Genomic DNA, 25923 nt, shown 5'->3' on the forward strand with positions numbered 1-25923 from the left:
ACCGGCGCTGCGCGGCTACTCCTGGACCGCGAGTCCCGCAGCCTTGATCACCTTGCTGAACTTGGCCACGTCCTTTTCGAGCCATTTGCCGGCATCGGCTGCGCCAATGAAGGTGGGCTGGACATCGAGCTCATTCAACTTCCTGACGATGTCCGCATCCCTCATTGCGGTTCTCAACGCATCTTCGAGTCTGGCGATCACGCTTGCTGGCGTCCGGGCGGGTGCGGACAGCGTCACGAGCTGCTCGTTGCTGTCCATTTCCGGAAAGCCCTGCTCGCCGGTGGTCAAGACTTTCGGCATCGCCTTGATTCGCTCGGGTCGCTGCACAGCGATGTTGTGGATGCCATTTCCCTCATAGTTGCGCACGATGGAACTGTAGGGCAGCGCGCAGGCCTGCACCTCTCCCGTGCGCAGGCCGGTCAGCGCGGGCGCCACGCCGTTGTACGGAACGTGAATGACGTCCAAGGGCTTGCCTGTCCTGGACTTCACCAGGTCCTTGAACATTTCCAGCTGCAGATGGTTCAGGCCGCTCACCCCCGTCGTACAAAAACTCAGGCTTCCGGGTTTGTCCTGCGCCAGCTTGGCAAGTTCAGGCAGCGTCTTTGCGGGCGAACTCGCGGTGACTGCGAACAGCGAGGTGTATATCGCAACGCCCCCGAGTGGCGTGAAGTCCTTCAGCGTGTATTTGAAGTTCGGCACGATCAGGTTCAAGAAGCCGAACGCAGACCCCGACGCAATGAACAGGGTGTATCCGTCGGGCTTGGCTTGCGCAACGTAGCGCGCACCTACGGCGCTGCCTGCCCCCGGGCGGTTCACGATCAGCACCGGCTGGCCTAATTGCGCACGCAGTTTTTCCGCGATGACGCGGGCTGTCGTATCCAGGCTTCCGCCTGGCGCAAAAGGAACAACGATGCTTACGGGCTGCGCGGGAAAAGGTGAATCGGCAGCGCGTGCCGTGCTCACCCCGAGGGCAATGGTGCCGACAATCAACAGAACGCGGGCTGGCACCGGAGCGCCGTGCAGAATGCGCGGGAATATTCTCATGGGTCTCGTGGTCTTTTTGATTAGAGAGATGCGGACAGGCGGACCACGGTTATGCAGTCGGAAGGTCCTGCCACTGTGCCGTGCGCATCAGTTCGTCGGAATCCGTGGGGTCGATGCTGTCGGGCAGTACCGCCTGCGTGGCGCGGACGCTGTACAGCTGCGGCATGGCGGGGCCGACCGGGCGCCGGCCGTCCTGATGGTCGAGCGCGGCGTCGATGAGCAGGCGGCGCATGGCAACTACCGCGCGGTCACTGCTCCCCAGATGTTCACGTGTCCTGTCGACAATGGGTCCGGCAGACTCGGTGACCATTGCATCCTGTGCGCGGATGCCTGCGATGCCCGTAAAGGTGGCGGTCTTTTGCAGATGCCGGTCGATGAGGTAATCGTTGTCGAGGCGTTCCACCGGGCGCGTCGTTCCAGCAATGACCTTCCGATGGGCGTACTCGCCGTTGCGCCAGGCGCTCAGTTCCTTCTCGTCCAGCGGCCGGTCGGGACGGAAGGTGGCACAGAGCACCCAGCAACGTTCATCATTCATGGGCACCCACATGCGCACCAGCCTGGCTTCCGCAGGATGAGGGGGAATCATCGTGTAGAACGGCAGCAGGAACTGATTCAACCGCCAGTAGCGCTGGCTTCCTTCGACGCGGCGTCCATTGCAGGCGATGAAGCCGGACGGGCTCGGCACGATTTTCCAGAGCGGCGCCTTGTCGTCCCGAAAGAATCGGCCCGTCAGGGCGCGGTCGTCGTCGTGGGTCTTGTCCACCAGGCTATGCAGGAAGCCCACATGCGCGCTGTCCAGTTCGCCTTCCATGGCCTGGGCATAGTTGCAATCCTGTTCCCAACGCGACACGTAGACATGCGAGGCCGGCAGCCCAAGCCACTCAAGGTCAGGCAACGGAGGCACCCTGTCCGGCTCGCCCAGGTACACCCAGAGCACGCCCCCCGCCAGGCGCGCCGGATAGGCGCGAGCACGCACCTTGCAGCGCATGGGGCTGTCCGCGCTTTCCGTCGGCATGTCCAGGCACTCGCCATCCACCCCGAACTTCCAGCCGTGATACACGCAACGCACACCGCCCTCCTCGTTGCGGCCGAAGAACAGGCTGGCCCCGCGATGGGGGCAATGCTGGTCGAGCACGCCGACACGACCTTGCGTATCGCGAAAGACAACGAGCGCTTCGCCGAGCAACTGCAGCCGGACGGGGGGCTCGTCGACACCCGGCACTTCGGCTTCCGTCATTGCCGGCGTCCAGAAGCAGCGCATCAACTGGCCCATCGGCGTATCGGCGTTGGTGCGGGTAAGCAGGTCGTTGTTTTCTTTGCTGAGCATGATTCCGGTCGTTCGTCTAGGTGAAGGATGTCAATCCACGCGGTCGGCGTCGACGTGGTCGTCGCCCAGATTCGGCAGATTCTCGATCAGCCTGCGCAAGTCGGCCCGCAAGCGTTTGACCTGCGCGGCGCTCATGCCTTGCGTCAGTTGCGCATCGCGTTGCCTTGCGGCGGTGTGGAGATCTTCGGCAAGTGACTGGCCGGCTTTTGTCAGGCTGATAGTCATTTCGCGCCCGTGACGCGCCAGCGTGACGAGGCCTTGCTGACTCAAGACTTGCAAGCTGCGGCTGGCCGCAGCCTTGTCGACATCGGCGGCGGCCGCGACGAACGCGGCGCTGCACTCATGCTCTACGCCCAAGGCCATCATGAGCCGGTACTCCGTCATTCCGATGTCCCATCGCTGCATGTAATACGTCGACGCGCATTGGCTCAGGCGGACCGACAGGCTGGTGATCAGCCAACCCATGAAGTCATCGGCGAGCGCCGGAAGCGGCCGCTCTACCACGGGGTCGACATGGTTGCCGCCGGACGGCGCCGCTTTGCGCGTGCGAAGCGGTAGCGGTTGCGGTGTCCGCAAGGCTGCGGAAATGTTTTTTTTGGCTGGCATCTGGCAATGACATGCAGGAGAAGTGTAGATTGTTGATATCTCAACGTTGAGTTGTCAACTATGGGATCCACTGACTTCAAAGGAACGACCGCAATGACATCGAAGGTTGTGGCCGGCGCGCTTGCCGCCGTGCTATCCGCTGTTTACATGGGCATGGCAGGTGCCTGGACCTTGCCTTCCGACAAGGGAACGCTACCCGAAGCCGACGTCAACGAGATCCTGCAAGGCAAGGACTATGCTGAATCAACCCCGTTCAAGAAGACCGTGGACTACGTCGACTTCACCGCCAACGGCATGCAGTTCACGCAGGTGATCGTGCGCCTGGAGCCGGCCCGACCCTTGATGCACAAGGGCCGCAAAGTCGTGCTGGTCGCCACGGAAGAAGGCAGCTCGAGCGCAAATGGCTTTCTTGAAACCGACGAAGGCAAGGAAGGCATCGGTGTATGGCTGGCCAAGCGCGGGGTCACGTTCGTCGCACTGACACGCGTCGGTCGCTGGAATTTCTTTGCACCCGACAAAAGCGGATCGTGGGAGACGATTCCCCTCGACGATCGTATGCCTATCTTTTCGCAGCACCAGAAGGCGTACTGGGCCAAGTCGGATTACACGGTCAAGCCCGCCGGGACGACGGCCAGTTCCAGCGGAAGCGAATACGTGCGCTTCCCCAATGAAGGCACGCAGCTCTTCAACGAAATGGTCGCGGCCACGCCCGTTGCGATGGTTGACGGCCTGGAAGCCGGCCTGCGTCACGCGCTGCCCGCGGCGGAGCGCAGAAAGTCCATGGTGCTGTACTGGGGCTTCTCGACTGGCGGCGCCTTGATGTGGCCGCTTGCCGAGCGCGTCCGCCCCGACGGCTACCTCAACTGGGGCTCATCGCCGCCAGGCGTCGCCTATTACTACGGGTCGGTCGAGGGCGGCCGCTGGGACTGGCCGTATGAAAAGTCGGCGCTGCGTGTACGCGGCCGCGGTCGTGCGGATTTCGAGTTCTACAACAAGCGCGCGGATCCCGACCAGAAGGAAGCACGCTGGGCACGCAACCTGAAGGAGCCGCGCTTCAAAGGCGTGGAAGACCCGATCATGTTCTACAACGTCGGTGCGCTGTCCGAGCTTGCGATGCGTCTGTACAAAGCCAGCTTCGTGCCGGCGGAGACAAAGGCACAGGGCTTCAACAAGATCCTCGACGACATTCTGGCAACCAGCAAGCCCGGACCCGCGCTGAAGGGCCTGCCGGTGTGGGACATGAACGGCACGCTGGACGAGGTCTACCCCGTCAAGTCGATGGAGGCCGCGCGAACGATGATGGCGCCGTACATTGGCAAGCACGTGCTGACCCGGATCGAAGGGTTCAATCACAGCATTGTCGATCGCCAGGTCCGCGTGATCGGTCCAGTGTGGTTGCGCGCGATCGAGCAGGGATACTTCGACAGGTAAGGGTGGTTTCGTGCTTCATGGCCTGCGAGCGAGCACCGCCGCCCTGTCATACCCCCTGTCGCAACAGCCACTCAGACACACGCGAAGCGATGGCTAGACTGTTGCGATCCATCATCAACATGTGCGAGTTGCCGCGCATGCCGACATCGGGGAGCGACAGGATCTCAACGCCGACATGGGCCTTGGCAAAGTCACGGATGCGTTTCGCCATGCGTGACCAGCGCGCGTCGGTATCGATGTGGTCGCCCAGCACCACCAGGGTGGGCACGTTGTAGCTCGCGACCGAGGTGTCGAGCGCTGGGATGCTGGCGGGTTCGAGCGCAATCACGGCGCGCACGAGGTCGGGCCGGGCGTGTGCTGCGCGCAAGGCAAAAACGCCTGCCTGCGAGTGACACACGATAACGGCGGGTCCGGTGCGCTCCAGCAAGGCCAGATAGCCCGCGAGCACGGCGGCGTCGGTGGTGGTCCAGCGTGGCACCATCTGCCGCGCCAGCGCATCGAAGCACGCTACCGGAAATTGCGTATCGGCGAATGGATGCAGCCGCCCGGTGTCCGGATCCTTGGTGCCGATGCGAAACCGCGTGTAGATATCGGACGGGGTCTGGATAACCGGTGCCTCGGGCCAGACATGCGGCACAGGTGCAAAGCCCGAACGACCACGCTCCACCGCGTCACACAGATAGACGTCACGGCCCCAGCCAAGAAATTCGTGCAGCCATCCCGGCCGCCCGTCCGGCGTGGTTTCCCAGGTTGCCCCCGTCATGCCCCCACCGTGCCAGAGCAGCAGCGGAAGACGGCCAGCGTCCGGGTCGGCCAGGAAGTACTGGGCGTACATCTGCTCGACCAGGTAGCGCCCGTTCGGATCGATGCGGACCGGCTGCCCGCCTTCCGCCATCAGCAGTTCGCGCACCGGCAAGCCCGACAATTCGACTTCGCGACCGCCGACATGGAATGCACCCATGCCGCGCAAACGCAGGGGAAAGGCGCCGGGTTCGATCATTCGACGCGGATGCCGTTGTTCTGGATGATCGTTTTCCATTTCTTGTCCTCGCCCGCAATGAAGGCACCCAACGCCTCGGGCGTGCCGGGTCCGACCTCCACGCCGAGCTGTTGCATGCGCTCGCTGACCGCAGGGGTGCGCAACGCGGCAACGAAGGCCTCATTCAGCGTCTGGACCACTGCCTTGGGGGTGCCCGCTGGCGCCATGACGCCGAACCACGGCGTGATCAGGAAATCCGGCACACCTGCTTCAGCGAAGGTCGGTACATCAGGGATGGAGGGTGACCGTCGTTCACTCGCGACCGCCAGTGCGCGCAACTTGCCTGAGCGGATGCTGGCCAGCGACGCCGGCAGGTTGTCAAAGTACATGTCGACCTGGCCTCCCAGCAGATCGGCCGCAACCTGCCCGGCACCCTTGTAGGGAATGTGCGTCAGCTTGACGCCGGCCTTGGTGTTCAGCAATTCGGTGGCAAGATGCGCCGAGGTCCCGATGCCCGACGAGGCAGAGTTGAGCTTGCCCGGATTGGCTTTGGCATAGGCGAGCAATTCCTTGACCGTCTTTGCAGGTACTGAAGGATTGACGACCAGCACGCTGGGAACGGTGCCGACCATCACGATGGGCGCAAAATCCTTGACGACGTCGTAGGGCGCGGGCTTGTACAGCGACGGCGCCACTGCGCAGCCAAAGGCGCACATGAGCAAGGTGTAGCCGGTGGGCTCGGAACGCGCGACGGCTTGCGCCCCGATGTTGCCGCTTGCCCCGACGCGGTTTTCTACCACCAGCGTCTGACCGAAGCGCTTGGACAAATCTTCGCTCAGCACGCGTGCCAGGATGTCTGGCGTCCCCCCTGCGGGATACGGCACGACAAGGGTGACGGGCTTGTCCGGGAAGGACGCGGCGTTTGCTGCCGGAGCCACTGTGGACAGGGTGACGGCAAGTGCGGCAACGGCCAGGGCGACCCCGCGCAGCGGGGGGAAACGCAGCAAAGCGGACATGATCGGTCTCCGGTATTCCCGGCTCGTCACAGCGCGGCCGGGTCCGGCGGACTATACCGACCACGCGGCAAGGCGCCCAATGCCGGGATTGCAATGCGTTCATACCAGATTTGGTATAGATTCCCGAAACCATGAATCCGACACATACCCCAGGGATACGTCGAAGCTCCCGCATCTGCGGCGCATCGACATGAATCTGCTGTTGACCTTTGATGCGTTGATGAAGACACGCAGCGCAACGGCGGCAGCGGCGCAATTGCACAAGACACAGCCGACGATCAGTCGCGAACTCGCCCGCCTGCGGCATTTGCTTGAGGATCCGCTGCTGGTCGTGACCAAAGGCCGCTTCGTGCCGACCGAGCGCGCACTCGAGCTGCATGCCACGGTGCGTGAAGCACTGGACCGCATCGAAAGCGCCCTGGCGCCGCCCGAGGCGTTCGAGCCTGCGCGTGCCGAGGGCGTCGTCAACATCGGTACTGGCGCCCACATCGAATTGCTGCTGGTGGCCCCCTTTCTTGAACGGCTGCGACGCGCCGCGCCGAACCTCGTGGTGCGATTCCAGTCCGTGCATGGAGATGTCGAACCCGATGATCTCGACAGCGAACGGATGGACATCGCCATCGGCTTGTTTGCGAACGTGCCGCCCCGGTTCCACAGTCTGTCGTTGTTCCGGGACCGGCGGGTGTGCGTCGTCGCATCGCGCCATCCGATGGCGCATCGCAAGCGTCTGTTGCTCGAGGACCTCTCGGCTTTCCAGTGGTTTGCTTTCGCGCGCATGTACGGCCGCGAAACCAATTTCGATCGCCTTCTCGGCGCCCCGCACCGTCTTGCGTTTTCCGCGTACCTGTCCGGCTTCGGCATCACGCCGTATGTGCTTCTCGACACCGATTACGCCACGACAATGCCGTGGCGCGTGGCCCAGGTGCACGCCCGGCACTTTCCGTTGACGACGATCGAACTTCCCGCGCCGTTACGCGATATCGAATGCTTCATGATCTGGTCCAAACGTCAGCACACATCACCGTTGAACCGATGGATACGTGAGCAGATTCGCGAGATATTGGCAGGCTGACTCCCACCCAGCGCTAACCAGGCTTACTCAAGGTGTACTGAACCCTTCTCATCTCGTCCATGGAACATTCCTGGCTCATCCGCAATCCCGAGTTACGGCCGGTCACATTCCTCATACCATTCTCACCGTTGCGTTGATGTTGATTTGTCAACGATGCAGGCGTGCACATGCGCCCAACGAGCCCCCTTAATCGGGTCTTTCCACGAGCGTCATTGCGCATCGTGTGTTTGCCCTTGGCGCCCGGTCCGAATGGACCGACATGAGCGCTCATAAGGACAAAGTGAATGAACGTACTCGTAATCGAACAGCGGCAAAGCGTCCAGCACGCCATCAGCCGCGTGGTGGAAGGGATTCCCGAATTCAGAAAGCTGACCATGGTGGGTCGGGATGCCGCACCGGAAGGCGTGGACGCCGCGCACGCCACGCTCCTTGTCTTTGGCTGCTCGGAAAATGCTGTGGACGACCTGTCGGTGTTGGCCGAGACCATGCAACGCTACGCGCCCCTCCGCAGTCTGGCGCTTTATGAACAGGAAGAGCCCGAGTTCGCGCGCTGCGCGGTGCAGCTGGGGGTTGCAGGCTATGTGTCCAAGGCAGCAACCCCTACAGTGATGCGCGCGTCGATGAACCTGTTGCGTGTGGGTGGCAGCTGTTATCCCCCACTGACGAGCGCGCGTCCGACCGGAATGCGCAGCGCAACGACCCTGCTGGGGGATGGCGGTTTGTCTTTTTCCAAACCGATCGGGCCAACACTGACCGGGCGCCAGCGACAACTGCTCGGCATGCTTGCCGCTGGCAAGGATGCCCGGGCCGTGGGCGAAAAGATGGGCGTGTCGGTCGCAACGGTCAGAAGCCATGCCAACAAGCTGTATCGCAAGCTGCATGCGCACAACCGGGCCGAAGCGGTGTTCAACGCCAACCGGCTCGGCCTGGTCTAGCCGGTCCAGGCATGCGCCGATGTCGGGCACAGCTGCCGCCGCGGTCTCCGGTGTGTCGCAGTGAGTAGCAACTTCTGCTTGCCAACCTACTATTGGTAGTTTAACTTGATTACCAATGGTAGGTTCTATTGGGTCTACGTTGATGCCCTGCTCAACATCGCCACGCGCGCACGTCGAGATGGCGGACCCTTTCCTTCGAACTCACATCAAGGATGGCAACGATGCAGACAGCACCCGTACTTTTCGCAGGCGGTTCCGGTAGCGTGGGACGCCAAACGATCGCCAGGTTCCGCACACAGTATCCCGACGCACCCGTGCTCATTGGCGGTCGCAACCTGAAGACGGCTGGCGAACTTGCCGAGTCCACCGGCCTGGCCCGCGCCGTTGCCATCGATCTCGACCAGCCACGGCTTGGACTTGATCGCGATATGGCTGTCGGTGCGGTCGTCATGCTGGTGCCCGATCCCGCCTTGAACGGGCTGCGGTTTGCCCAGGACTGCGGTGTGCCGTACACCAGCATCGGCAGCGGCCTGATTGAGGTCGCGTCCGAGCTGGCCTTGTTTGCGCACCGCCCTCGCGCCCCTGTCGTGCTGGCGTCGCACTGGATGGCCGGGGCAGCCGTGCACCTCGCGGCCAAGGCAGCGCAAGGTTTCGATCAGGTGCGTTCGATCGCGCTGGGGGCGCTTGTCGACGATCAGGATTCCGTGGGGCCCACCGCGCTGGAAGACATGGAGCGGCTGCACGAAGCCGCCCCCGCCGCGCTGGCGCTTGAAGCGGGAAAGCGGGTCTGGTTGACCGGGGATGCCGTTCATCGCGAGATCGAGACGGTGGACGGGCGACGGCTGACAGGCAGCGCATTCTCTTCGTTCGATGTGGTCAGCCTGCAGGCCAGGACGGGTGCGCCAAATATCCGTTTCGACCTGGTGACCGCGGAGTCGTCAAGCCGGCGCTGCGGCGGCAAGGCCGCAACCGAAATCATGGTGGAGGTCGAAGGCGATATGGCCGGACGTGCTTCGCACCTGCGCTCCACACTTGTCTTTGATGAAGGCACGGCGGCGCTGACCGGCGCCAGCGTCGTGCTGTTGCTCGACGCCCTTCTGGGACTGAGCGGACAAGTGCCACCGCCGCCCGGACTGTATATGCCTGAATTGCTGTGGGAGCCTGAGGGGTTTCTGAAGGCGCTGGTTGAGGCAGGCGCGGTGGTTCAATAATTGGGAGCAGCAGCGCGCAGACCTGACCACCAGGTCTGCCACGTCGACAGGTGGATAATCAGCCTGCTCGCTCGACAGCCATCACGCGAAGGATCACGACATGGAAGATCGACCAGACGTTCGGCCGGATTGACGTGCTGGTGAACAACGCCGGGATCATCGCCAAGCAGAAGCGAAAGCGCAAGACCACTTCCTTGCGCTTTTATTCTTCCTCGAACTTTTCGGTCTGAGTCCAATCCTTGTCGGCATCCCCCTTGCCACCGCCCTTCTGCTCCCACATGACGTAAGCACGTTCGCGCAGGTGCTGATCGACCGCAAGGTGCCAATAGTCTTCCGAGCGTCCTTCCTGGCGACCCTCGTCCTCCCACAGTTTGTAGGCACGTTCTCGCACGGCCTGCTCCAGACTGGCGTTCGTTTGCGAGCTCGGATCATTCTCATCACCGTAGGGTGCCATCTGTCCGCTGCGACTGACATGCATTCGCGCCGTCAGGCCGGCCAACTCGTCGTCCGGTACCAGCTGGGCATGTCCGGCGGCTTCCAGTGCCTTGGTCAGATAGTCGTCGTCGGACGTAGGCTCGCCGGACGCCCCGAGCGAGATCGGGAAGGTATGAATGACATTACCGTGGCTATCAAGCACGTCAACCAAACGTTCAGACATGGGTTTCCTCGTATTTGCGTGAGTACGCAGCTGCACTGCTGCATGCTGAGTATCTGCTTTCGGAGAGAATACTCACGGAGCACTTACCATCGGTTGCCGCGGGCAACTCATCAGCAGGTGGCCAGGCGTTTTGCTGTGTGTAACGTCGGAAGGTGCACTGCGGTCCGAGTGAAGGGCGGGCACCCTTCACTCTTCCCCGCCCGGCCTACTCGTCCGCTCCCTGGAACTTCCGGAGGCCCTTGAATACCAGCGGTGCAAACAACGCAACGACTGCCAGCAGCAACAGCACGGCCGATCCCGGATTGGTGAAGAACACCAGTGGGTCGCCCAGGCTGATCTGCAAGGCGCGACGGAACTGCATCTCGGCCATGGGACCCAGGATCAGGCCAACGATCATGGGCGCAACCGGATAGTCCCAGTAACGCATGGCGTAGCCAACGAGGCCGAAGATCAACAGCATGCCCAGCTCGACGGCAGACGGGTTGGCGGCAAGCGTTCCCAAGAGCGCAAAGAGCAGGATGCCCGCATACAGCCAGTGCTGCGGAATGGCGAGCAGCTTGACCCACAGTCCTACCAGCGGCAGGTTCAGCAGCAACAGCATCGCATTGCCGATCAAGAAGCTGGCGATCAGGCCCCACACCAGTTCGGGATTGGTGGTGAAAAGCAGCGGTCCGGGCACCAGTCCGTATTGCTGGAAGCCGGCCAGCAACATGGCGGCGGTGGCGGACGTGGGCAAGCCCAGCGACAGCAGCGGCACCAGCGTGCCGGTGGCTGCAGCGTTATTGGCCGCTTCGGGCCCTGCCACGCCTTCAATGGCGCCATGGCCGAACTCTTCCGGATGGCGCGCCAGCTTGCGTTCGACGGTGTAGGACAGCAGGGTCGGCACTTCGGCCCCGCCTGCCGGCAACGCGCCAATCGGAAAGCCGATGGCAAAGCCGCGCAGCCAGCCCTTCCACGAACGGGACCAGTCTTCGCGCGTCATCCACAAGGAGCCTTTGACCGGGATCAGCTTTTCGGCCTGACCGTTGAAGCGGGACAGCACGAACAGCGTTTCACCCACGGCAAACAGGCCCACGGCAAGCGTCGTGATCGAGATGCCATCGAGCAGCACGGGCACGCTGAAGTCCAGGCGCGACTGACCCGTCAGCTTGTCGATGCCGACCAGGCCCAGCGTCAGGCCCAACACCAGGCTGGTGAGGCCACGCATGACGGACGTCCCGAAGGTCGCGGCCACGGTGACGAACGCCAGCATCATCAACGCAAAGTAGTCCCATGGACCGAAGTGGACGGCAAGCTCGACCAGCCACGGAGCAACCAGGGCCAGGCCGATCGTTGCCAACGTGCCGGCAAAGAACGAACCGATGGCGGCCGTGGCAAGCGCCGGCCCACCCCGGCCGGCGCGTGCCATCTTGTGCCCTTCGATGGCGGTGGCGATCGATGCCGCCTCTCCGGGCGTATTGAGCAGGATGGCGGTGGTCGAACTGCCATACATGCCGCCGAAGTAGATACCGGCAAACATGATGAGCGAGCCCGTGGGATCGAGCTGGAAGGTGACAGGCAGGAGCAACGCAACCGTCAGGGACGGACTGATGCCGGGAAGAATGCCGACCAGGGTACCGAGCAGCACGCCAATGCCTGCGAACAGCAGGTTCGACGGCGTTGCGGCGACCGCCAGGCCATTCAACAACAATGACAAGGTATCCATGGTCAGTCCGCCGCGCGATACAGGACCGCTTCGACCAGGCCTTCAGGCAAGCTCAGCGACAGCAGTTGTGTGAAGAACAGCGAGGCCACCGTGGACAGCACCAGTCCGAGGGCGATCGACGCAACGCCTACCGGCTTGCCGAAGGCACGCGCCGCGGCGACGAACATGAGGGTCGCCGCCAGGATGAAGCCGCCATTGAAGGCGACGCAGGCAATGGCGGCCACCCAGCCGCCCGTACACCATGCCAGGGCCGGCACGTTGACGGGCGCCGTCGGGCGGGGCGCGAACCGGCGCAGCGTAAACGCCTGCACCCAATGCGCCACGCCCAGGGCGACCAGCGCCACGGACACCAGCCGCAGCGCCGCCGACGGACCGACCCCCATGGTGCCGGCGGACCGCAAGCCGCCGGCGTTGATATACAGGGTGGCGGCCAGTGCGAACAGGCCTAGGCCAATGAAGAACGGCGCGCGCCAGGATCCGAATACCGATTCGGGCCGTGTGTCGTTCATTTCACCAGTCCGATGGACGTCAGCGCTGCCGACACGCGCTCCTGCTCGGCTTTCAGGAAAGCGCCGAAGGCCGGGCCATCCAGATACGCATCTTCCCAGCCGCGGGTCTTCAGGACATTCTTCCACGCGGGCGTTGCGACGGCGCGCTGAATGGCGGCGCCCAGTGCCTGACGTTGCGCGGCGGTGATGTTGCTGCCGGCCACGACACCCCGCCAGTTGGTCAGTACGACATCGAGGCCCTGCTCTTTGAGGGTGCCAGCCGCCTCGCCTTCGACCTTGCGATCACCGGACACGGCCAGGGCGCGCAGCTTGCCGGCCTTGATCTGGCTTTCGAATTCGTTGTAGCCCGACACGCCGGCCGTCACGCGCCCGCCCAGCATTTCCGCCAAGGCTTCGCCGCCGCCCGAGAACGGCACGTAGTTCAGCTTGCTGGTGTCGCCGCCCGCGGCCTTGGTCACGAGGCCCGCCAGGATGTGGTCGGCGCCGCCGGCCGAGCCGCCTGCCCAGACGACTTTCGACGAGTCGGCCTTGATGGCCTTGGCCAGGTCGGCCATGTTGCGGTAAGGCGACTGCGCGGGCACGACCACCACCAGCGGATCGGCCGTGATCCGTGCGATCGGGGTCACGGCGTCCAGGCCCACCGGCGCCTTGTTCATCAACACCGCGCCGACCAGGGTGATCCCCATCATCAACGCCTGGTTGCCGTCCTTCTGCGCCGCGCCGGCAAACTGGGCAAGGCCGATGGTGCCGCCTGCGCCGGGCACATTGACGACCTGGACCGACGGCACGATCTTTTCGGACATCAGGACCTGCTGGAGCGCACGCGATGCGCCGTCCCATCCGCCCCCTGGCGCCGCCGGCGCGGTCAGCTTGATTTGACGAGGTACGGACGCGTCAGCCGCGTGGGTGGTCGGGGCGACAGCGAAACATGCCAGCGCCGTAAGGATGGCGGCGCAGGGTTTCTTGATGAAGTTCACGGTTTGGTCTCCAGGGGTTGCATGCGCCGGGCGCAGCGTCTTCAGATTGCATTTTAGTTTTATGAAATGCAAAGAGCGAGCTATGGTTTTCCATAGTCTGCTGCGTGCATTCGTGTCGTGCAGGACGTCTTGCGGACTTCGCTTGTAGCGATCATTGCCGACACGGCGCGCAGCGAATACCGGAAGGCTGCGGCTGCGCTCAAGATGCCATCGGGCCGGGGCGGGGTCAACCGGTTTCACGCGCCGTGAGGCTTGGTGAGGGGTCTGTCGGAACGGGGCAGCGCGCGGCCAGTGTCAAGGGGACGCCGGGCAAAAAAGAAGCCCTGCATTGCCATAGGCCAATGCAGGGCTTCTGGTGCTAACGTGCTCCGCTTACAGCGTGACCACCAGCTGATGGTTCCCCGGCGTGACCGTTACCCGAAGCACCGTGCCATCGCACGCCAGCCCGGTACCATCAAGCACCGCCGCCGACACGCCCGACCCTGTGCTGCCATTGGTCTCCACCCGAATCGCATACGTCGCATCGCCCAAGGTCACGTCTGCACGGAACCCCGGCCAGTCCGACGGAATGCACGGATCGACGATCAGCACATTTCCCTCTCGACGAATCCCAAGGATGCCTTCGACACCCGCACGGTGCATCCACCCTGCCGCGCCGGTGTACCAGGTCCACCCGCCGCGACCAGCGTTCGGGGCGACGGAATAGACATCCGCCGCGACCACATAGGGTTCGACCCGATACTGCGCGGCCTCCTCCAGCGTACGGGCATGGTTGATCGGGTTGATCAATGCGAACAATGCATGGGCGCGGCCGCTGTCGCTGTCGCCGCGCAACTGGGCGTAGGCCATGATGGCCCACATGGCGGCATGGCTGTACTGGCCGCCGTTTTCGCGCAGGCCGGGCGGGTAGCCCTTGATGTAGCCGGGATCGCGGACCGGGTGGTCGAAGGGTGGCGTGAACAGCAGCGCCAGGCCGTCGTCACGGCGGATCAGGTGGTCGTCGAGCGAGTTCATTGCCAGGACGGCACGACTGGGGTCGGCGGCGCCGGACAGCACGGCCCACGACTGGGCAATCGAGTCGATACGGCATTCGTCGCTGCCGCGGCTGCCCAGCCAGCTGCCGTCGTCGAAGGTGGCGCGGCGATACCAGGCGCCGTCCCACGCTTCGTGTTCCAGTGCCGCGCGCACGACTTCGCGATGGGCGCGCCAGCGTGTGACCCGTTCGGGATCACGGGCTTCGGCCAGTGGCATGAACATGTCGAGCGTGCGGATCAACAGCCAGCCCAGCCAGACGCTCTGGCCCTTGCCGTGCTGTCCGACGCGGTTCATGCCGTCGTTCCAGTCGCCGGTTCCCATCAGCGGCAAGTCCAGGTCGCCAGTGAGCGCGATGCTTTGGTCCAGGGCGCGGGCGCAATGTTCGAACAAGGTGGCCGACAGACTGGCCTGCATGGGCTGGAAGAAGGCGTCGTGCTCCTCGGGCTTGAGCAGCGGGCCTTCCAGGAAGGGGATGCTTTCTTCCAGCACCGCCGCGTCACCTGACACGGACACATACCGCGCGGTGGCAAAGGCCAGCCACACCCGGTCGTCGGAAATGTGCGTGCGCACGCCCTGGCCCGTGTCCGGCAGCCACCAGTGCTGCACATCGCCTTCGGCGAATTGCCGGCCGGCGGCCCTGAGCAGATGGCGGCGCGTTTCTTCGGGTCGCGCAAAGGTCAGCGCCATGCCGTCCTGCAACTGGTCGCGAAAGCCGTAGGCGCCGCTGGACTGGTAGAACGCGGAACGCGCCCAGATCCGGCAGGCCAGCGTCTGATACAGCAGCCAGCCATTGAGCATGATGTCCATGGCGCGGTCGGGTGTATGCACGACGACGGCGCCGAGTACGCCGCGCCAATGGTCCTTGACCGTTTGCAGCACGGCGTCGAGATCGGCGGTGCGGTAGCGGGCGACCAATGCCAGGCTGTCGGCTTCGGAATGGCATTGACCAAGCAGCGCGCACAGCGTGACCGCTTCGCCGGGTTGCAGCACCAGGCTGCATTGCAGCGCGGCGCAGGGGTCCAGTCCCGCACCTGCAGCGCCCGACAGCGGCGTTTGCGAACGCAAGGCTGCGGGCGACGACAGGCGGCCATGCCGGCCAAGGAATTCGGTGCGGTCCGCGGTGCGGGTGGTCGGGCGTCCACCAAGGTCCGCAAACGCCACGCGGCCTGCAAAAGCCATGCTCCAGGGATTGCGGGCGAGCAGCACACCGGTGGGTTCATCCACTGACGTCAGGATGAAGGGCGCCGATGCGCCGCGCGCCGTGCCCAGCACCCATTCGACATAGGACGTGACTGACAGCCGGCGGGCTTGCCGGCCGCTGTTGCGGATCGTCAGGCGCGAGATCTTGATGGGATCATCGAGCGGGACGAACTGCAGCAGGTCCAGCGCGATACCGTCCGACTCATGCGTGAAGCGGCTGTAGCCATGGCCATGCCGCGCCACGTAGGTGCCGTTGCCACGCAGGGGTTGCGCGGTCGGACTCCATACCTGTCCGCTGGCATCATCGCGCACATAGAAGGCTTCGCCCGAAGGATCGGTGACAGGATCGTTGGACCACGGCGTCAGCTGGTTTTCGCGGCTGTTACCCGCCCAGGTGCTGCTGCTGCCGTCGGCCGAGACCTGGAAGCCGAAGCCAGGATTGCTGACGACGTTGATCCATGGCGCGGGGGTGGTGCGGCCGTCGGACAGCACAGTCACGTATTCGCGGCCATCGTCGGCAAAGCCGCCAAGGCCGTTGAAACATTCCAGGTCGGTGGTCAGCGCGGTCTGGGCAGCCGCCGCGGCCTTTGCTGCCGCGGGCACGGCCGGCGCCACCGATGCGGGCGCGGCGACCGGCGGCGGCGACGCAAGCGTTGCCGCCGGCAAGCCTGCCATCTGCTGCGCGATCGGGCCGAGCCGCGCGGTCAGGACCACGCGGGCAACCGAGTGCAGCAAGGCCCGCGCTTCGATACCCATCAGATCGACACGCAGGGTATGCACGACGCCGCGCGCCAATGCTTCGCCGTCGAGACGGGGCCGCGACTGGCTGCTGCGCACCGCCGTGTCGATCGCCACCTGCAGATCCTGCACATAGGAAGATGCACGTTCATTGACGATGACCAGATCGACGCTCAGGCCTTTCATGCGCCAGTATTCATGCGCACGCAACAGCTGGCGCACTTGACCGATGTCATCGATATCGTCGATGCGCAGCAGCACGATGGGCAGGTCGCCCGACACCGACAGCGGCCACAGGCCGGACTGCTGGCCCGCACCGCGTGCAATGACATCCGCCGGTGAACGGAAGCGCGATTCGGCAAAGAGGATGGGAGCGGCCAGCCGCTGGAAGTCCGCAGCCTCGTCGGCCTCGATGCCGATGTGGCGCAACTGCACCTGGGCCTGTGTCCACGCCAGGGTCCGCGCGCGCTCGAAGGCGCTGCGATCATGGTGTTGATCGACCAGATCCAGCAGCGCTTCGCGCGTCGGGGCTACCAGGGTCCAGAAGGCCAGCCGCGCGACCTGGCCCGGCGCGATGCGCACCCGGCGCCGCACCGAAAAGACCGGGTCCAGCACGGTGCCCATGGTGCCGGACAGCGCCTTGCCTGCCGTCATGGCCACGGCCGTACTGGCGTTGCGCCCCCGGCCCAGGAAGGCGCCGCGGTCGGACTCGTATTGCACATCCCCCACGGCCACCCCTTCGACGACCGCGAAATGCGCGGCCCAGATGGGCGCTTCGTCGGGCGTGCGTGGACGGCGGGTGGCGATCAGCGCGCCAAACTCCTGCAGGAATTCTGTCTGCACGAACATCTTGGCGAAGGCCGGATGGGCATCATCGGTGCTGGGCGTCGCCAGCACGACCTCGGCGTAGGACGTGAGCTCGACATCGCTCACCCGGCGGCCGACGTTGGCCACCGTGACCCGGCGCACTTCACCATCGGCTTCGGCCGACACCATGACTTCCATGGTCGTGGTCAGGTTGCCGTCGCGGCACGTGAAGGTGGCGTGGTCTTCGGCAAACACCACTTCGCTGCCCTCTGCCGGTTCGCCAAGGGGCTGCGACGATGCGGACCAGACGCGGCCGCTCTGCATCTCGCGCAGGTACACATAGCTGCCCCAGTGATCGCAGGTGACGTCTTCACGCCAGCGTGTCACTGCGCGGTCGCGCCAGCGGCTGTACCCGCCACCGGCGGCCGTCAGCATGACCGCGTACCGTCCGTTGGACAGCAAGTGCACGGCGGGTTCGGCGGTGGTGGCCGAGCCCAGGTAGCGCACGGACTGCAGGTCGCCCCGCATGTTGACCGGCCCCGATGGCACGTCGTCGGCGCGCACCTGCGCCACCGCAACCAGACGCGGCAGACGTTCCTGCAGCAGCAGTTCGCAGGCCTGGATCATGGGTTCGCGGTGGAAACGCTCGCGCATGCGCGCGCCCTGCAGCGTGTTGGCGATGGCGACGATCGTCATGCCCTGGTGATGCGCCATGTAGTTGCGCACGATGGCCACTGTGGCGTCGGCTGGCAGGCGCGAGCGTGTAAAGTCGAGCGCCTCGTAAAAGCCATAGTGGCCGAGCGCGCCCATCTGGCGCATGCGCTCGAAATTGCGCTGCGCGGCGGCCGGATCGACCATGGTGGCCAGGCCGCTGGCATACGGCGCGATCACGGTGTTTTCAGCCAGGCCGCGTTTCAGGCCCAGCCCCGGCACGCCGAAGTTCGAATACTGATACGTGAAGGCCAGATCGCGGGCGTTGTAGGCCGACTCCGAAATTCCCCACGGGATGCCGAGCAGATCGCCATACGCAATCTGATGCTGGACGACCAGGCGATTGGTCTGCTCGAGGAGGCTGCCTGCCGGCGCGCGCATGACCAACGACGGCATCAGGTATTCGAACATCGAGCCGGACCAGGACACCAGTGCAGCGCCCTGCCCGACCGGAGTGGCGGTACGGCCCAGGCGGAACCAGTGCCGGGTTTCGACGTCGCCCTTGGCGATGGCGAACAGGCTGGCCAGCCGCGCTTCGGACGCCAGCAGGTCATAACAATTGGCGTCGAGGGTGTTGTCGCTCGCGTTGTAGCCGATCGACAGCAGCTTGCGTTCGGGGTCCAGCAAGAAGGCGAAATCCATGCCCAACGCCATGGCGCGGGCGTCGTGCGCCAGGGCGCGCCAGCGCGCGTCCAGCGCCGAGGAAACGATGACCGCGGCCACGCCGTTCGCCGACGCATCGCGCCGCTGCTCGGCCAGCCGCTGGCACAAGGCTTCAAGCCAGAAAATCAGGTCCGCGCCGTGGGCCGACGGGGCCGAAATCACCGCGCGCGCTTCGGTCACCGCCTTGTCGGCCAGCCGTTGCAGCACGGGCATGGCCGTGTCGGCATTGCCCTGCAGCGATACGTCGATGTCTTCCAGCACGGCCAGCAGCCGTTTGCCCTGGCCGCTTTGCACGGCAGGCAGCAACCGGGCGGCATCCTGCGCCAGGGCGAGGATGTCATCGGCGCCATCGGTCCAGTTGTCCGTGACGGGCGCGCCTATCCATTCGTCGCAGGCATTGGCCATGGCGATCAGGTGCCCGGCCAGATTGCCGCTGTCCACCGCCGACACGTACGCAGGCAGCAATACCTGCGTGGTTCCGGTGTCATACCAGTTGTAGAAGTGGCCACGGAACCGGTCGAGCTTCTGCATGCTGCCCAGCGTGGCTTCCAGCCGGTCGCAGGTCTGCGCGGCGCCGGCCCAGCCGAAATCGCGTGCCGCAATGGTCGACAGCAGATACAGCCCCATGTTGGTGGGCGAGGTCCGGCGGGCCACGACGGGTTTCGGATCTTCCTGGAAATTGTCGGGCGGCAGCATGTTGTCTGCCGGGGTGACGAAGGTTTCAAAAAAGCGCCAGGTGCGGCGCGCCGTGCGACGCAAGGAGATGGCTTCGGCGGTGTCCATCGCGCCCAACGGCGCCACCGACGGCGCTCGGCTGGCACGCCATGCAATCGCGGGCGCAGCCAGCCAGAGCAGCAACAGCGGCAGCATGGCGAGCCCTTCGCGTGGTGACACCAGGGCCACCACGCCCGTAACCGCCAGGGCCAGGACGACCCCGCCTGCCATCTGCGCATAGAAGCCGACAATGCCCGGACGCGGGCGCGCCGCCGCTTGCGCCGCCGTGGTCCATTCCAGCAGATGACGGTGCGTGACGTACAGCCGCGACAGCGTGCGGGCGATGGCATCCAGCGCGCGGAAAGCCTGGTCGGGCAGCAGCGCCACGACCCACAGCGTTTGCAGGACGGCCATGCGCAGGCCGCTGGCCAGCAGCCGGAAGTGGCTGCCGGGGCGGATGTTGGGACTGGGCAGCAGGCGGATCGACAGGCCAGGCAGGAAGGCCGGCAAGGCCATGGCCAATACGACCAGCAGCATGGCCTTGAGGGAATGCGGCCACGGCAGCCACGCGCACAGGGTCAGCGCGAGCAGACTGGCCGGGGCCAGCAACGAGCGCCGCAGGTTGTCGATCATTTTCCAGCGGCCCAACGAGGGCAGGACCGAGCCGGCATGGCGGCGCGCGATCACCCACGGCAGCAGCTGCCAATCGCCTCGGGTCCACCGATGCTGGCGCCGCGCGGCCACGTCGTAACGGGCCGGAAACTCTTCCACCACTTCGACATCGGACGCCAGCCCGGCGCGCGCAAAAACGCCTTCAAACAGGTCATGACTGAGCAGCGTGTTGTCGGGGATACGTCCGGCCAGGGTCTTCTCGAACGCATCGACGTCGTAAATGCCTTTGCCCGTGTACGAGCCTTCGCCAAACAGGTCCTGGTACACGTCGGACACGGCAGCCGCGTAGGGATCCATCCCGCCGGGGCCGGATGACAAGGTCTGGTAGAGCGATCCTTCGCGGCCCAGCGGCAGGGCCGGTGTGACCCGCGGCTGCAGGATCGCGTATCCGCCCACGACACGGCGTTCGTCCTCGCTGTACCGCACCTGGTTCAAGGGATGGGCGATCTTGCCGATCAGGCGCAGTGCGGCATCGCGGGGCAGCCGCGTATCGGCGTCGAGCGTGATCACGTAGCGCACGCCAGGCAGGATGTCCGGCTGTCCCGAGCCGTCCGGCGCGGTATCCAGCGGCAGGAAGCTGGTGTCGGTCGCGCCCCGAAGCAGACGGTTCAGTTCGTGCAGCTTGCCGCGTTTTCTTTCCCATCCCATCCAGCGGTTTTCGCTGGCGTTGAACTGGCGGCGGCGGTGCAGCAGGTAGAAACGTTTGCCGCCGGGCGCCGGGCCATGCCGCGCGTTCAAGGCAGCAATCGCCGTGCGTGCCAGCGTGATCAAGGGCGTGTCTGCCTCGACCACTTCCCGATCGGCATCCAGCCCGTCGGACAGCAAGGCGAACGACAGATCGCCGCCCGCGCCGGCCAGGTGGTGCACTTCAAGCTGCTCGATGCAGGCCAGCAGGTCTTCTTCGGTGGACAGCAGGGTCGGGATGACAACGAGGGTGCGCAGGCTTTCCGGCACGCCGTCCGCCAGGGCGAGCGCAGGCAGGCCCACGGCGCCGAAGCGGGACGTGACGCCCCGGTGGACCAGTCCGGTGATCAACTCGGACGCCGGGAAGAAGGCCGCCAACGCCAGCACGGCCAGGAAGGCGAATGACACCGACCCCAGCCCTGGGCCGGCAAGCGCCCAGAATGCGGCCGCGACGACAAGCGCCGACAGCGCAAGGATCGCCGTGGCGTAGCCGCCCACGTCGACGCGGACAATGAACCGGTTGATGCGCACCCTGAAGGGCGCCTTGAAGGCAATCGTGGATTCGAGCAGGGCACGGCCGCCGGCGATCAGGTAGAACCCGGGATCACGTGCGTTGCCGGCGTCCGCAGCCTGGGAAGACGTCAGCGTCAGCGCCTGTTCGGCAATGGCCAGTTCAGACCACGAAGATCCGCGCGCGAGTTGCTCGATGGCGCTGCGATAGACATTGCGGGTCGGAAAATCCATGGCCGCGAAATCGCTGCCCGCGCGCAAGCGCGCATCCACCAGGCTGACGCTTTCGAACAGGTCGGCCCAGTCGATATCCGACATCAGCCGCATGCTGGTGATGACATTGCGCACCGACACGTTGGATGCGCCCTGCCGCTGCTGCACGTGCTGAATCACCTGCGTGGTGTCCGTGCCCTGCCCGCGCAACCGATCGTCCAGCCATTGCAGGGTCGGTGTGGTGCGGGGATCCTGGTCGCGCAGCCGCTTGGCAAGCTCCGCTGCGAAGACTTCCGACAGCGGCCCGCTGGCCCGCGTGGCAATGTCCTTGTCCAGGGCGGTCTGCGCGCCCCCGGGCGCCAGCAGGTCATGCGCGAGCCGCTGCGCGTCGGCGCGCACAGCGCGCCCGTGGGTGATCTGGTCAGCCAGGCGGCGCAGGTTTTCGACCAGCACGATGCGCAGCGTGATGGCCACGGCCCACAGTTCACTGATGTCGAGCGGCTGCACTTCCTGGTACGCCGCGATGAAGCGGCGCAGCACGACCGGATCGACATGGCTGTCGGTGTGCGCAATGTACGCCCAGGCCAGGCCGAACACCCGTGGGTAACCGGCGAACGGGCCGTCGGCAAGCTTGGGCAGAAGGCGGTAATAACCCGGTGGCAGATCGACGTGGATCTCGCGTATCTGCTCTTCGACCACATGGTAGTTGTCGAGGAGCCATTCCGCCGCGGGCACGACGCGGTGTCCGGCGGCCAGTTCAGCGGCGCTGGCGCGATAGGCAGACAGCAATTGCCCGGCATTGCCACGCAACCGTTTGTGCAACGATGCCACGGCCGGTGGCCGGGCGGTGACCTGCTGGGCGGCCGCCAGACTGCGCGCGTGCTGCTCGAGGCGTTCGACGCCGAACAGTTCGTCGCGCACAGGGGCTGCGTCCGACCAGGGACTCGAGGCCTTGCGGCCGGTAATGAATTGGAGGACCGGGTGCATGGGCGCCTTTCGGGACGCTCAGCGCACGCACGTGCCTTGCGAACGACCCGTTAAATAGGAAGTGCGGACAGGCAGGACACGTCTAGAGATGGCAGAGGCAACTCGTCTGCCGCGCCAAGGCGCAGGCAGACCACGCAAACGTGGCCCGGCCCGTTTCGTTCAGGACGACGGGGCCGGCGCCGCGTCAGTCTTTCTTTGGCACCTTGATGGGGGTGGCGCCCGGCTTCAGGGGCGTCCCGGACGGCTTGGGCGCCGGTGCTTTCTTCGGTTTCTTGGTTTCTTTATTGCCGCGCTTTTGTTCTTTGGCTGCCATGATGCGTTCCTGCTGGTTGGACTCGACGTGCGTTTGCATGCGAAGAATGCTGGGTCTGCCGGGCGCGAGGCGCGGCAGACTTGCCGAGAAAGGATCTACCAGACGCTGGGAGTGACCAGCGGGAAGCGGAGTTTGAGGGCCATTCGGTAGGCCCACTGTAGGCTGCTCATCCACACTTCACAAGAACCGTTGCCGATGCAGACAATTGGGCGCGGCGGCGCTTGCCTGGCGCAGTCTCACTGGCACGTGAAGCTCGCCGCATCATTGATGTCGCCCGTGCCCTTGTAGCGGGTCTGCTTTGGGTACGGGCACAGCGGCCGGGTGCGCGACGCCACGTTGAAGTAGCCCGGGTTGGAGGCGGCTGCGACGATGCTGTCAGGCGCCGTGCCCTTTTCCACCCAGTTGACCAGCGGCGTCAACGCGTCGAACGCATCCGTGGCCGGCCCGCCCGAACAATGGTTCATGCCGGGCACGACAAACAGACGCGCAAAGCTGGATACGTCACGGTTCGAGGCGCCCAGGGCGTTGTAGTAGTCGATCGTGTCCTGCACCGAGAACGATGTGTCGCTGCCGCCGTGGTACAGGATCAGCTTGCCGCCGCGCTCGCTGAAAGGCGACAAGGCAGTCGATTCGGCGAACATGTATTGCGCCGCCGACTGGGAGTAGATGCCCGAACGTGCATACACCTTGGGCGCATCCACATCGAAGTTGTAGTTGAGCGCGTAGTTGACGACGCCGGACGTGGGTACCGGCACGGGCGGGGTCGTGAACAGCAAGGGGTTGGACACCGCGAACACCAGCTTGGTCGAGTTGTTGACGGCCGACGCATACGAGCCCAGCCACCAGGAACGCCATCCCTGGTTGTAGGTGGTGCCGGACTGGCCGCTGATGCCGGCGTCCCACGGCCATGTGTTGTACAGCACCTGGCCTTGGGAGTTGCGCGCGCCGGCCAGCGCCTTGTTCAGGGCAGTCAGTTGCGCCGGCAACAGGCAGGCGTCGGTTTTTGCGCCCGTGCATTGCAACTTGTCCATTTCGGGTTTGACCACGGCGTTGGTGCATGCCGGCATGTTGTCGACGATGCCATCCTTCAAGCCATCCAGGCCGTCACACGCGGCCAGCACGCCATTGCGCACCAGCATCAGGTCGGGATCGGTGAAGGTCTTGTTGATGGCGGGCGCGCCGGTGGTGTCGAACAGGTTCTGCGACCGTGCCAGCGCAGCAAAGGTCTGCGACACGTTGATGCCGTCGACGCTTGCCAGGGGCAGGTGATATCCCGGGTCCCCCGCGACGATGCCATCGAAATAGGTGGGAAAGCGCTGCGACAGGATCATGGCTTCGCGCCCGCCTTCCGAGCAGCCCATGAAGTAGGACTTGTCGGGCCCCTTGCCAAAGTACTTCGACACCAGCGCCTTGCCGACCCGCGCGGTTTCGTCCAGCGAGTTGAAGCCGAAGTCGATGCGTGCCTGCGGGTCCAGGCCGAAGGCCGCCGTGCCGCCCGCCGCGGCCACGGTGTTGACGGCGTTATCGTGACCGCTGTCGGTGCCCAGCGTGACATAGCCCAGCGACAGCAGGGTCTTGCCGTCCTGCGCCGTGGCATTGACCGGATCGACGACGGTGCCGTTGATGCCCCCGCCGCCGCCCATGTACAGCCGGCCGCTCCAGGTGGTGGGCATCCGCACGCGGAACTTGATGGCGTAGGGCTGGCCGTCGACGCCGGTGCGTTCGTTGATCATGCCGTTGACCAGGCAGTGTTCGGCGACGGTGGCCGTGGCGGGCGTAAAGGTCGCGCCGGTGATGCGGGTCGTGGCGTTGGGAAAGCCTGTGGCGCTGGCAAGCGCGGCGCACGAGGCGGCGGTCGGGACGCTCGCGCCCGGTCCCTGCCCTGCACCGGGTGGCGCCGGATCGTCATCGCCGCCACAGGCAGCGACCGCCAGCGTGGCGGCAAGGACGACCGACAGACTCAATCCTTTTCTTGCGATGTCATGGCGACTCATGGCGACTTCCAACGTGAAGGGGAAACAGGGAACGGCGGGGCAAGGTATGGCGGGGACAACGAACGGCAGGACCGTGGCGCTTACTCGACGCCGACACCGGCGTCACGCACGATGCGGGTCCACTTGGGAACATCGGACTGGATCAGTCCGGCAAAGTCGGCCTGCGAGCCAGGCATCATTTCGATGCCCACCGCCATGAACTTTTCATGGGTGGACGGGCGTTTCAGCATGGCTTGCACGGCGGCATTGAGGGTGTCGGCCACCGCTTGAGGAATGCCCTTGGGCGCCGCCAGGCCGAACCACACCGTCATCGAAAAGCCCGGCACGATCTCGTTCAGCGCCGGCAGGTCGGGCATGATTTCGGTGCGCGTCTCACCGGTGGACGCCAGTGCGCGCAGGCGGCCGGACTGCACGTAGGGAAGCGTGGACGTGCCGCCTTCGAACATGATGTCGATCTGCCCGCCCAGCAGGTCGTTCATGGCGGGCGCGCTGCCCTTGTAGGGCACATGCAGCAGGTCGGTGCCGGTGCGCAGCTTGAAGAGTTCGCCCGCCAGATGGTGCGTGCCACCGCGGCCCAGGCTGCCGTAGGTCAGCGTGCCGGGCTTGGACTTGGCCAGCGCGACCAGGTCCTGCACGGACTTGACCGGCACGGCGCTGTTCACCACCAGGTAGAACGGGGTGGAAAACAAGGTGGCGATCGGCGTCAGGTCGCGCGTCGGATCCGTGCGCAGATCCTTGGTGGTGAGGGGATTCAGGATCATCCCGGTCTGGGACGTGACCAGCAGCGTGTAGCCGTCCGGTGCGGCGCGCGCGGCGGCATCCATGCCGATGGCCTGGTTGGCGCCCGACCGGTTCTCGACCACGACCGGCTGCTTGAGGCGGGCCGCCAGGTCGTCCGCCAACGTGCGCGTGAACGTGTCGACCAGGCCGCCCGGTGTATAGGGCACGATGATCTTGATGAGGCGTTCCGGATAGGGGCCAGGGGACTGGCCAGGGGACTGGCCGGCACTGGTCTGCGCGGTGGCGGTGAAGGACAACGACCCCAACGCTATCGCGGCCCCCGCTGCGGCGACTGCCACGCCGACGCGACGGCGCGCCCTGCCCGCGTCCGACATTGCCGGGCGAACCTGTTTCATGCCTCCTCCTTCGGGATCGAGACGTCCCTTGATCGGCAAGGGCGGCAACGGGGTCAGAACGCGGGTGTTGACCCAG

Annotated in this window: 17 protein-coding genes; 4 read left to right on the forward strand and 13 right to left on the reverse strand. The window is 65.0% G+C overall.

Translation table 11 applies throughout. The features are described from left to right. Nucleotides 1–15 precede the first annotated feature (15 nt). The 3 genes from IE116_RS10625 to IE116_RS10635 are packed head-to-tail and all read right to left on the reverse strand — an operon-like array spanning nucleotide 16 to nucleotide 2977. A complete protein-coding gene (locus IE116_RS10625; protein WP_189612258.1) occupies nucleotides 16–1044 on the reverse strand; it encodes a Bug family tripartite tricarboxylate transporter substrate binding protein in 1029 nt (342 codons plus the stop codon). A gap of 49 nt (nucleotides 1045–1093) precedes the next feature. Then, a complete protein-coding gene (locus IE116_RS10630; protein WP_189612260.1) occupies nucleotides 1094–2371 on the reverse strand; it encodes a Rieske 2Fe-2S domain-containing protein in 1278 nt (425 codons plus the stop codon). Between the two features lie 30 nt (nucleotides 2372–2401). After that, entirely contained in the window at nucleotides 2402–2977 is a 576-nt protein-coding gene (locus tag IE116_RS10635; RefSeq protein WP_189612262.1) for a MarR family winged helix-turn-helix transcriptional regulator, read from the reverse strand. Nucleotides 2978–3070: 93 nt separating this feature from the next. Between IE116_RS10635 and IE116_RS10640 the strand changes: the two genes are divergently transcribed. Then, nucleotides 3071–4408, forward strand: a complete 1338-nt coding sequence (locus IE116_RS10640; protein WP_189612264.1) for a hypothetical protein — start codon at nucleotides 3071–3073, stop codon at nucleotides 4406–4408. A gap of 46 nt (nucleotides 4409–4454) precedes the next feature. Here the strand turns inward: IE116_RS10640 and IE116_RS10645 are convergent, their stop codons facing one another. Both IE116_RS10645 and IE116_RS10650 read right to left on the reverse strand, forming a co-directional pair. After that, nucleotides 4455–5447, reverse strand: a complete 993-nt coding sequence (locus tag IE116_RS10645; RefSeq protein ID WP_189612266.1) for an alpha/beta hydrolase — start codon at nucleotides 5445–5447, stop codon at nucleotides 4455–4457. Next, complete coding sequence (locus IE116_RS10650; RefSeq protein WP_189612268.1) at nucleotides 5405–6403, reverse strand: Bug family tripartite tricarboxylate transporter substrate binding protein; 999 nt, start codon at nucleotides 6401–6403, stop codon at nucleotides 5405–5407. The genes IE116_RS10645 and IE116_RS10650 overlap by 43 nt, the downstream gene beginning before the upstream one ends. Here IE116_RS10650 and IE116_RS10655 point away from each other — a divergent pair. The 3 genes from IE116_RS10655 (at nucleotide 6402) to IE116_RS10665 (ending at nucleotide 9621) form a co-directional block, all read left to right on the forward strand. Beyond that, on the forward strand, nucleotides 6402–7475 hold the full coding sequence (locus tag IE116_RS10655; protein ID WP_229828094.1) for a LysR family transcriptional regulator: 1074 nt from the start codon (nucleotides 6402–6404) through the stop codon (nucleotides 7473–7475). The two genes, IE116_RS10650 and IE116_RS10655, sit on opposite strands and share 2 nt — an antisense overlap. Nucleotides 7476–7759: 284 nt before the next feature. Next, entirely contained in the window at nucleotides 7760–8410 is a 651-nt protein-coding gene (locus IE116_RS10660) for a response regulator transcription factor (protein WP_189612269.1), read from the forward strand. A gap of 263 nt (nucleotides 8411–8673) precedes the next feature. Next, nucleotides 8674–9621, forward strand: a complete 948-nt coding sequence (locus IE116_RS10665) for a hypothetical protein (RefSeq protein ID WP_189612271.1) — start codon at nucleotides 8674–8676, stop codon at nucleotides 9619–9621. A gap of 202 nt (nucleotides 9622–9823) precedes the next feature. Here IE116_RS10665 and IE116_RS10670 read toward each other — a convergent pair whose 3' ends face one another. From IE116_RS10670 to IE116_RS10705, 8 genes are all read right to left on the reverse strand, one after another. Continuing rightward, on the reverse strand, nucleotides 9824–10279 hold the full coding sequence (locus IE116_RS10670; protein WP_189612272.1) for a DUF2934 domain-containing protein: 456 nt from the start codon (nucleotides 10277–10279) through the stop codon (nucleotides 9824–9826). Between the two features lie 205 nt (nucleotides 10280–10484). Continuing rightward, complete coding sequence (locus tag IE116_RS10675) at nucleotides 10485–11984, reverse strand: tripartite tricarboxylate transporter permease (RefSeq protein ID WP_189612274.1); 1500 nt, start codon at nucleotides 11982–11984, stop codon at nucleotides 10485–10487. A 2-nt stretch (nucleotides 11985–11986) separates the two neighbouring features. Continuing rightward, nucleotides 11987–12493: a tripartite tricarboxylate transporter TctB family protein gene (locus IE116_RS10680; RefSeq protein WP_189612275.1), complete on the reverse strand. Its 507-nt coding sequence runs from the start codon at nucleotides 12491–12493 to the stop codon at nucleotides 11987–11989. Further along, a complete protein-coding gene (locus IE116_RS10685) occupies nucleotides 12490–13470 on the reverse strand; it encodes a Bug family tripartite tricarboxylate transporter substrate binding protein (RefSeq protein WP_229828095.1) in 981 nt (326 codons plus the stop codon). The genes IE116_RS10680 and IE116_RS10685 overlap by 4 nt, the downstream gene beginning before the upstream one ends. Nucleotides 13471–13842: 372 nt before the next feature. Beyond that, nucleotides 13843–22404 (reverse strand): glycoside hydrolase family 94 protein, encoded by an 8562-nt coding sequence (locus IE116_RS10690; RefSeq protein WP_189612276.1) that lies wholly within the window; start codon nucleotides 22402–22404, stop codon nucleotides 13843–13845. Nucleotides 22405–22588: 184 nt separating this feature from the next. After that, nucleotides 22589–22756 (reverse strand): hypothetical protein, encoded by a 168-nt coding sequence (locus IE116_RS10695; RefSeq protein WP_189612279.1) that lies wholly within the window; start codon nucleotides 22754–22756, stop codon nucleotides 22589–22591. Nucleotides 22757–22953: 197 nt separating this feature from the next. Next, the gene (locus IE116_RS10700; protein ID WP_189612281.1) at nucleotides 22954–24711 is read right to left on the reverse strand and encodes a tannase/feruloyl esterase family alpha/beta hydrolase; all 1758 of its coding nucleotides are present in this window, start codon (nucleotides 24709–24711) and stop codon (nucleotides 22954–22956) included. Nucleotides 24712–24791: 80 nt separating this feature from the next. Further along, nucleotides 24792–25847 (reverse strand): Bug family tripartite tricarboxylate transporter substrate binding protein, encoded by a 1056-nt coding sequence (locus IE116_RS10705; RefSeq protein WP_189612283.1) that lies wholly within the window; start codon nucleotides 25845–25847, stop codon nucleotides 24792–24794. Nucleotides 25848–25923 lie beyond the last annotated feature (76 nt).

It is taken from the genome of Pigmentiphaga litoralis, from assembly GCF_014651835.1.
GTDB lineage: Bacteria > Pseudomonadota > Gammaproteobacteria > Burkholderiales > Burkholderiaceae_B > Pigmentiphaga > Pigmentiphaga litoralis.

Excerpts from the sequence above, each read along its gene's own strand:
- IE116_RS10680 (WP_189612275.1), bottom strand. The coding sequence starts at position 12,493 with ATGAACGACACACGGCCCGAATCGGTATTCGGATCCTGGCGCGCGCCG.
- IE116_RS10690 (WP_189612276.1), bottom strand. The coding sequence starts at position 22,404 with ATGCACCCGGTCCTCCAATTCATTACCGGCCGCAAGGCCTCGAGTCCC.
- IE116_RS10660 (WP_189612269.1), top strand. The coding sequence starts at position 7,760 with ATGAACGTACTCGTAATCGAACAGCGGCAAAGCGTCCAGCACGCCATC.
- IE116_RS10670 (WP_189612272.1), bottom strand. The coding sequence starts at position 10,279 with ATGTCTGAACGTTTGGTTGACGTGCTTGATAGCCACGGTAATGTCATT.
- IE116_RS10645 (WP_189612266.1), bottom strand. The coding sequence starts at position 5,447 with ATGGAAAACGATCATCCAGAACAACGGCATCCGCGTCGAATGATCGAA.
- IE116_RS10625 (WP_189612258.1), bottom strand. The coding sequence starts at position 1,044 with ATGAGAATATTCCCGCGCATTCTGCACGGCGCTCCGGTGCCAGCCCGC.
- IE116_RS10630 (WP_189612260.1), bottom strand. The coding sequence starts at position 2,371 with ATGCTCAGCAAAGAAAACAACGACCTGCTTACCCGCACCAACGCCGAT.
- IE116_RS10705 (WP_189612283.1), bottom strand. The coding sequence starts at position 25,847 with ATGAAACAGGTTCGCCCGGCAATGTCGGACGCGGGCAGGGCGCGCCGT.
- IE116_RS10700 (WP_189612281.1), bottom strand. The coding sequence starts at position 24,711 with ATGAGTCGCCATGACATCGCAAGAAAAGGATTGAGTCTGTCGGTCGTC.
- IE116_RS10675 (WP_189612274.1), bottom strand. The coding sequence starts at position 11,984 with ATGGATACCTTGTCATTGTTGTTGAATGGCCTGGCGGTCGCCGCAACG.
- IE116_RS10640 (WP_189612264.1), top strand. The coding sequence starts at position 3,071 with ATGACATCGAAGGTTGTGGCCGGCGCGCTTGCCGCCGTGCTATCCGCT.
- IE116_RS10650 (WP_189612268.1), bottom strand. The coding sequence starts at position 6,403 with ATGTCCGCTTTGCTGCGTTTCCCCCCGCTGCGCGGGGTCGCCCTGGCC.
- IE116_RS10695 (WP_189612279.1), bottom strand. The coding sequence starts at position 22,756 with ATGCAAACGCACGTCGAGTCCAACCAGCAGGAACGCATCATGGCAGCC.
- IE116_RS10635 (WP_189612262.1), bottom strand. The coding sequence starts at position 2,977 with ATGCCAGCCAAAAAAAACATTTCCGCAGCCTTGCGGACACCGCAACCG.
- IE116_RS10655 (WP_229828094.1), top strand. The coding sequence starts at position 6,402 with ATGATCGGTCTCCGGTATTCCCGGCTCGTCACAGCGCGGCCGGGTCCG.